Annotated in this window: 7 protein-coding genes; 2 read left to right on the forward strand and 5 right to left on the reverse strand. The window is 42.3% G+C overall.

Annotated features, from left to right (window positions below):
• Positions 1 to 286: 286 nt before the first annotated feature.
• Positions 287 to 832 carry a heme NO-binding domain-containing protein gene (locus HZA10_01625; protein MBI5195002.1) on the reverse strand — a complete coding sequence of 182 codons (546 nt, stop codon included), beginning with the start codon at positions 830 to 832 and terminating at the stop codon, positions 287 to 289.
• A 114-nt stretch (positions 833 to 946) separates the two neighbouring features.
• Between HZA10_01625 and yrfG the strand changes: the two genes are divergently transcribed.
• Together yrfG and HZA10_01635 are read left to right on the forward strand one after the other, a co-directional pair.
• Positions 947 to 1,603, forward strand: a complete 657-nt coding sequence (yrfG, locus tag HZA10_01630) for a GMP/IMP nucleotidase (GenBank protein MBI5195003.1) — start codon at positions 947 to 949, stop codon at positions 1,601 to 1,603.
• A gap of 34 nt (positions 1,604 to 1,637) precedes the next feature.
• The gene (locus HZA10_01635; protein MBI5195004.1) at positions 1,638 to 3,263 is read left to right on the forward strand and encodes an acetolactate synthase large subunit; all 1,626 of its coding nucleotides are present in this window, start codon (positions 1,638 to 1,640) and stop codon (positions 3,261 to 3,263) included.
• A 134-nt stretch (positions 3,264 to 3,397) separates the two neighbouring features.
• Here HZA10_01635 and rho read toward each other — a convergent pair whose 3' ends face one another.
• From rho to guaA, 4 genes are all read right to left on the reverse strand, one after another.
• A complete protein-coding gene (gene rho / locus HZA10_01640) occupies positions 3,398 to 4,648 on the reverse strand; it encodes a transcription termination factor Rho (GenBank protein MBI5195005.1) in 1,251 nt (416 codons plus the stop codon).
• A 314-nt stretch (positions 4,649 to 4,962) separates the two neighbouring features.
• Positions 4,963 to 5,259 carry a hypothetical protein gene (locus HZA10_01645; protein MBI5195006.1) on the reverse strand — a complete coding sequence of 99 codons (297 nt, stop codon included), beginning with the start codon at positions 5,257 to 5,259 and terminating at the stop codon, positions 4,963 to 4,965.
• Between the two features lie 33 nt (positions 5,260 to 5,292).
• Positions 5,293 to 6,162, reverse strand: a complete 870-nt coding sequence (locus HZA10_01650) for a hypothetical protein (GenBank protein MBI5195007.1) — start codon at positions 6,160 to 6,162, stop codon at positions 5,293 to 5,295.
• Positions 6,163 to 6,377: 215 nt separating this feature from the next.
• A partial coding sequence (gene guaA, locus HZA10_01655; GenBank protein ID MBI5195008.1) for a glutamine-hydrolyzing GMP synthase occupies positions 6,378 to 7,423 on the reverse strand: 1,046 nt, incomplete at its 5' end.

Raw genomic sequence — 7,423 nt, forward strand, 5'->3', positions numbered from 1 at the left:
CCGCAAGGCTATTTATAAAGGCAGCATGACTCTAATGTACTGCCCTGAAATTTCTCAGGCATCCATCCCTGCTGTCCTATGCGTATGAATAAGTGCTTAATTCAGCAGGTATGGGTATCTGAAAAAACTTTAGAGCAACACCGCAAAATGTCATGTTGCCTTTTAGGGATGTCGGTTTAAAGATAAAACTCTAAAGTTTGCAACATGATATTTAATAATCCTGTTGCGTTCTAAAGATTTTGAAGATATCTATACCTGCAGACTAAAAGCAATGATGAAAATAGTTTCAGTGTTTTTCCAGTTTTATAGATATACTGCAGCTGTCAGCATTTTTAAGCATGCAGGTCTTTTCATTAATACTAATCCGTTCATTAAAGTAAGCGGCGATCCCTTGCGCGATACCCTTTGCCAACGCGCACAGCTTACGGGGCGAGTTGTAGTTTATAACAACCTCTCCGGGACTCAGGCGGGTGCATTTAAGCGCAGGGGGATGCGCACCGGCATTTCTAATGCGCACCACCTTGTGAATAGTTCCCTCAGCATGCTCTATTACATCAAGGGTCTTCCATTCAGGCTTGATTAAAACCCTGTACATCTTAAAAAGCGCCGGCACGATAAATTTGCCGAAATCTTCAAGCAGGGCAGTTGCTGATTCACCGGTGCCCTTTGAAAAAGCACTAACAAGCGCAATTATCTCCTGATCGGGATATGCATCACTGCACAGATATATTTTCTGTTTAATTCCTGCTTTATTCATCAACTGATTCCATGCGTCATTGCCGAGCATAGCAGTAACATATTTTTGCAGTTCCAGAAAAATAATCCCGTGCATTGCACTCCCCAGTTTTTAGTTTAAAAGAATATGAAAAAATTATATTCTTTTATATAAGATTAAGCAATAGAATAACTGATTTCAAACAAAAAATGTTAAAATATTTTACAAAAAATGCCCAAGACCATCCCTTTAAAAAACATTAAATATGTCCTGCTTGACATGGACGGCACCTTGCTGGACCTTTATTTTGATGATTATTTCTGGGGTCATCTCGTGCCGGAAAAATATGCTGAAAAGCACAACATGACCTTTGGCGCGGCAAAGGACCTGCTTTACAAGACTTACAAATCGCATGAAAAGACGCTGAACTGGTGCGACATAGATTTCTGGTCCAGGGAGCTTCACCTTGACATCCCTGCGTTAAAGGAGCAGATAAGGCACCTTATTGAGGTGCACCCTCATGTTATAGATTTTTTAAAGATGTTAAGAAAACACAGGAAAAAAATATTCCTTGTGACAAATGCCCATTATAAAACCGTCAATATAAAATTTAAAAAAACACAGATAGGCAAATACTTTGATTCTGTGCTCTGCTCCTTTGATGCAGGCTATCCGAAAGAGGATATTGAGTTCTGGCATAAGGCGCAGAAGATTTTAAAATTTGATAAAGAAAAAACGCTTTTTATTGATGACACAGAGGATGTCCTGATAACCGCAAAAGCATACGGTATTAAATATCTGCTTTTAAAGGCCACGGCAAATTCAATGGCAGAGCCGAAAAAATCGCAGGAATTTTCAGTAATACACGATTTCAGGGAATTGATGTAAAATACCTTATAAACAATCCCCTTGAGGTTAATAGATGAATGCATCTGAATTATTGGTAAAATGCCTTGAAGCAGAAGGCGTCACCCATATCTTCGGCATTCCCGGCGAAGAAAACATTGATCTCCTCTACGCATTAAGCAATTCATCAATTAATTTCATTCCGGTACGACATGAACAGGGCGCCGCATTCATGGCAAATGCCTGGGGAAGGCTGACAGGACATCCGGGTGTCTGCCTTGCCACCCTTGGACCCGGGGCCACCAATCTCATTACCGGCATTGCAGACGCATATCTTGACCGCTCTCCGGTAGTTGCCATTACAGGACAGTTGGATTTACCAAAACTTCATAAGGAATCGCATCAGTACGTTGACATAGTTTCAATATTTAAACCTGTAACCAAATGGAATGCAAGAATTGAGAGGGCCTCAGTCATCCCGGAGATTATTAGAAAGGCATTCAGGCTGTCGGCAGTGGAAAAACCCGGACCAACGCACATAGAACTCCCGGAGGATGTTGCAGTGGAAAATACCTCTGATACGCCGATACCGCCCCTGAAAATAAATTATCCTGAACCTGAACCTTCATTAATACATAATGCTGTGCAGGCAATTAAAGAGGCAACATATCCGGTAATCCTCGCAGGAAACAGTGTGTTAAGGGGAAAAGCATCTGAAATTTTAAGACAGTTCGTTGAAAAAGTCCGCATACCGGTTGCAGCGTCATTTATGGGTGTAGGAGCAATACCTGCAGACAGCGAGTTTTTCCTCTCGGCATACGGCCTGCAGTTGAGGGATTACGTCTCATGCGGTTTTGACAGGGCCGACCTTATTATTGCCGTCGGCTACGACCCGGTTGAATGCAGCGCAAAATATTTTAATCCAAACAGGGATAAAAAAATAATACATATAGATTTTACCCCTGCAGATGTTGATGCGCATTATGAGGCTATTGAACTTACAGGAGACATCGCTTCCACCCTCAGGATGCTGACAGAACACGCGGATTTTCAGAAAGACTATGTTTATGACAAAAAACTGAAAGAGATTATCAACTTTTCTTTTGATTTTTCCTCCAAAGGGTTTCCCCTGAAACCCCTTAAAATTATCCGAGAAATCAGGAGCAGTCTCGGAAGAGATGATATTCTGATAAGCGACGTCGGCGCGCACAAGATATGGATTGCAAGGTTTTATCCTGTCTATGAACCGAACACGGCAATAATTTCAAACGGCTATTCGTCTATGGGTTTTGCGCTCCCCTCTGCAATAACGGCAAAGATGCTTTATCCCAGGAAAAAGATTCTTGCAGTCTGTGGGGACGGAGGATTTATGATGAGCGCTCAGGAGATTGAGACAGCGGTAAGGCTGAACCTGCCTATCGTGTGCCTTATACTAAATGACGGAGGCTACGGGCTTATCGCATGGAAGCAGATAAATAAATTCGGGAAAGAGTTCGGCTGCCGCTTTGGAAATCCTGATTTTGTTAAATTTGCAGAGTCCTTCGGCGCAAAAGGGTACAGAGTAAAAAGTGAAGATGAACTTGCTCCAATTCTGAAAGATGCATTGCTGCAAAAAGCGCCTGCGGTAATTGACTGCCCTGTTGATTATTCGGAGAACCTCAAGCTTACAGAGGCACTAAACAAAATAATCTGCCCGGTATAAAAATACTACAAGCACAAATATCAAAGTCCAAATGTCAAAACATTGTCAAAAAAATATTATGCCCCTATTCATTATATTTGAACTTTGGATTTTATTTGATCTTTGAGCTTTGACATTTGACATTATTTTTTGCACTATTTATTCATCATATCCAGAAACTCTTTATTGCTCTTTGTGCCGGTAAGTTTTCCAAGGAGGAATTCCATGCTCTCAACAGTGCTGAGAGGGGTAAGCACCTTTCTTATAATCCACATCTTGTTAAGGACTTCTTTCTCAACAAGAAGCTCTTCTTTCCTCGTGCCTGAGCCGTTTATGTCAATGGTCGGGAATATTCTCTTGTCCACGAGTTTTCTGTCAAGGTGAAGCTCCATATTGCCCGTGCCTTTGAATTCTTCAAATATGACGTCATCCATCCTGCTTCCCGTGTCAACAAGCGCGGTCGCAAGGATCGTAAGGCTCCCGCCGTCTTCAATATTTCTTGCGGTTCCGAAAAATCTCTTAGGCTTCTGAAGGGCATTGGAGTCAAGACCGCCGGACAGAACTTTTCCGCTTGCAGGGATAACCGCATTATACGCCCTTGCAAGACGTGTCATTGAGTCAAGAAGGATTACCACATCCCTTCTTGTCTCAACAAGCCTCTTGGCCCTGTCAATAACCATCTCAGACACCTGACAGTGCCTATGAGGCGGCTCGTCAAAGGTTGAGCTTATTATTTCAGCGCCGGGCACCTGCCTTTTCCAGTCAGTGACTTCCTCCGGTCTTTCATCAATCAGAAGTATTATCAGGTGCACGTCAGCATGATTTTTCTTTACCGCCTTTGCAATGGATTGGAGGAGCATCGTCTTGCCTGTCCTCGGCGCCGCGACAATCATGCCCCTCTGCCCCATGCCGATTGGCGTAATTAAATCCATGACCCTTGTGGAATAATCTTCTTTTTCGTATTCAAGTTTAAGGCGTTTAGTGGGATAATATGGGACAAGATTATCAAAAAGCGGCCTGTCAACATTTTCCTCCGGGGATTCGTGATTTATGGCTTCAACCTTAAGCAGGGCAAAGTAACGCTCGCTTTCCTTTGGGGGTCTAATCTGACCTGTTACGAGATCGCCGGTCCTCAGATTAAACCGCCTTATCTGCGAAGGCGAAACATATATATCGTCCGGACCGGGCAGGTAGCTGTAATCAAGGGAGCGGAGGAAGCCAAAGCCGTCGGGTAGAATCTCAAGCACGCCCTCTCCGAATATCAGCCCTGTCTTTTCAGTCTGCGCCTGGAGTATCGCAAAAATCAGGTCCTGTTTTCTGAGCCCTCTTGCGCCGTCCACGCTGAGTTCACGCGCCATTTTAGTAAGCTCGTCAATTGTTTTTTCTTTTAATTCTGAAATGTTCATACCTGCTCCTTAGTTTTGATTGTGCCTAATCAGATTTGTTCGGAACGAATCTCCGATATTTTCTTTTTTCCTTGTCTGCGACTCGTCTACAATCCATAGGGTAGAGCGGAGAAATTTATTCATTAAGAATAAAAATATACTTCCCGGTCAATGATTTGTTGTGAGGTTTTACCTTTCAATAAAAAAATGGGATTTGTTTAAAGCAAAAAGAAGAATTAACTTACCTTAAGAATACTAAAATGCATTTATTTTTGTCAATACTGTAATTCAGACACAGGCTCCGGCATGGAAAAGGCCGGGGTCCTGATGCCTGTTTATTTAGTAAATTCAACCTTTTTAGTTTCTTTTTTCACAACAGCAGCTTGGCCTGACTCATATTTATATACAAAACTCGCGTCTATGTCAACTGATTTTGTGCCCTCGGTAAGAGGAATTACATAGGTAAACGATTCAGTCTTTCCAGGTTCAAGGGCGTCATATACGTGATCCATCGCAGTTATATCCCAGTTGTTAAGCCCGAGATAACCTTCCTTGTTGTGCTTGAAATGAAAATCATAGACTTCATATTCCCTGGTCTTGGAAAATACCTGTTTGCCGCTCTGGTCTTTCACGGTCACTTCCAGTGCCGTTTTTGGGAAGTATATTCAGCCATGGGGTATTCCGTGCCCTGAGTGGTTTGTCAGCTTAATATTCATGACAAGCCCCGGTACTATTCTGTTTTCAAGGTGATAAACATATTCCGTAGGACTTGCCGAAATATTAATTTCAACAGCATCTTTTGCAAAATCCTTTTCGTAAATGCCCGGGAACTTATGGCTTGCTTCCTTCATGTGACAGCCCTGACAGGTTTCCTTACCGCCATGCATCAGATAATGCTCTTCGTAGCTTGAGTATATTGTCGGACATTCCTTTGAAGGCAGTTCACAGCCGTGACATTTACCGCAGAACTTGGATGTCTTAAAATATTCAGATTTTACCGAGTTAAATCCAATCTCATCCTTGTGAGGAGTAGTGTCCTGAGCCTTCCCTGTCCCATAGATAGTTTTTGGTTGAGGATTGCCATCAGGAACCGCATATAAGTTATGACATGCTATGCAATTAATATTAAGTTTAGCAAGTTCTTTCTTCGCCGCTTCTCTTTTTGCCTCGTTCTTGTCATCCACAGCAGTTATTATCATATCTGAAATTTTTACGACAAGTTCATCCGAGGCATCCCTTATCTGCGGGGCATGGCAGCCGAGGCAGACATCCTTCAGATCTTTTCTGGCTGCCTTTGATTTATCAAGCCCGCTCAAAATAAAGGTTTTAAAAGTCTTCAGAACGCGCGGGTCTACAATTGATTTGCCATGCCATGAACCAGCCCAATCTTTGTGGATGTCGTCATGGCATTCACCGCATTTTGACGAATCATAAGGCGCCACAAGTTCATCAATGGTCGCTGCAGTTCCAGCAAATGCAGGATGGGAAACAAAAACTGCAAAAACAGTTAGCAAAGAAAATAATATTAATCTCATTCAGAACCTCCTGTCTTTATTAAAATATTCATTGTAAATTTGTCATTGCAAATTTAACATTTAAAATTTGCATTTTGAAATGATAATTGATAATTTTGCAATAAAAAATTCTCAGTGACCTCTGTGGTAAATTTCTTTTTTTGTAGTTGCCTATTATAAACCCAAAAATACTCAGGGTGTCAAGGGAATATTTGCAATAAGATAATTAAATTTTTTTATTCCCATTCAATAGTGCTGGGCGGTTTTGAACTTATGTCAAAGACAACCCTGTTTATACCCTTAACCTCGTTTATTATCCTGTTTGAAATGGTTTCTAAAACTTCATAAGGCAGTTTTGCCCAGTCAGCGGTCATGCCGTCAAGGCTCTTCACCGCCCTTACTGCAATGACATTTTCATAGGTCCGTTCATCGCCCATTACACCGACTGTCTTTACAGGAAGCAGGACTGCAAAGGCCTGCCACAATTCCGTATAAAGTTCTGCCTTTTTTATTTCTTCAAGCACTATCACATCCGCTTTCCTCAATATGCCGCACCTCTCAGGCGTAACCTCGCCGATAATCCTTATTGCAAGGCCCGGACCGGGGAACGGATGACGGCTTAATATCTCGTCAGGCATGCCGAGCTCTCTGCCCAGTACCCTCACTTCGTCTTTAAAAAGCTCCCTGAGCGGTTCAATAAGCTTAAGCTTCATATCCTTTAAAAGCCCGCCGACATTATGATGGCTCTTAATGGTAGCTGAAGGGCCTTTAAATGATGTGCTTTCTATGACATCGGGGTACAAGGTCCCCTGAGCAAGGAATTTCACACCCTTTAATTTTTTTGCCTGTTCCTCAAAAACCCTTATGAACTCATTGCCTATAATTTTTCTTTTTCTCTCGGGGTCTGCGACGCCCTTGAGTTTTCTCAAAAATCTTTTGGATGCATCAACTGTAATTATGTTCATGTGAAAATGCTTTCTCAGGGTATCCTCAACCTTTTTTGCCTCCCCCTCCCGCAAAACTCCATTATCAACAAAAATACAGGCAAGCTGTTTCCCTATGGCCCTATGCATCAGCACGGCAGTAACCGCTGAATCAACTCCTCCGCTTATGGCGCACACAACGCCGCTTCTGCCCGCCTTTTCCTTTGTTTCATTTGTCGCTGTGTCAATAAAAGACTTCATCGTCCATTTTGGTTTGCACTTACAGATGTTGAACACGAAATTTTTTAAAATTTTTGTACCATTTGCAGTATGCACAACCTCAGGATGAAACTGAAGCG

This window comes from Nitrospirota bacterium (assembly GCA_016212185.1).
Lineage (GTDB): Bacteria > Nitrospirota > Thermodesulfovibrionia > UBA6902 > DSMQ01 > JACRGX01.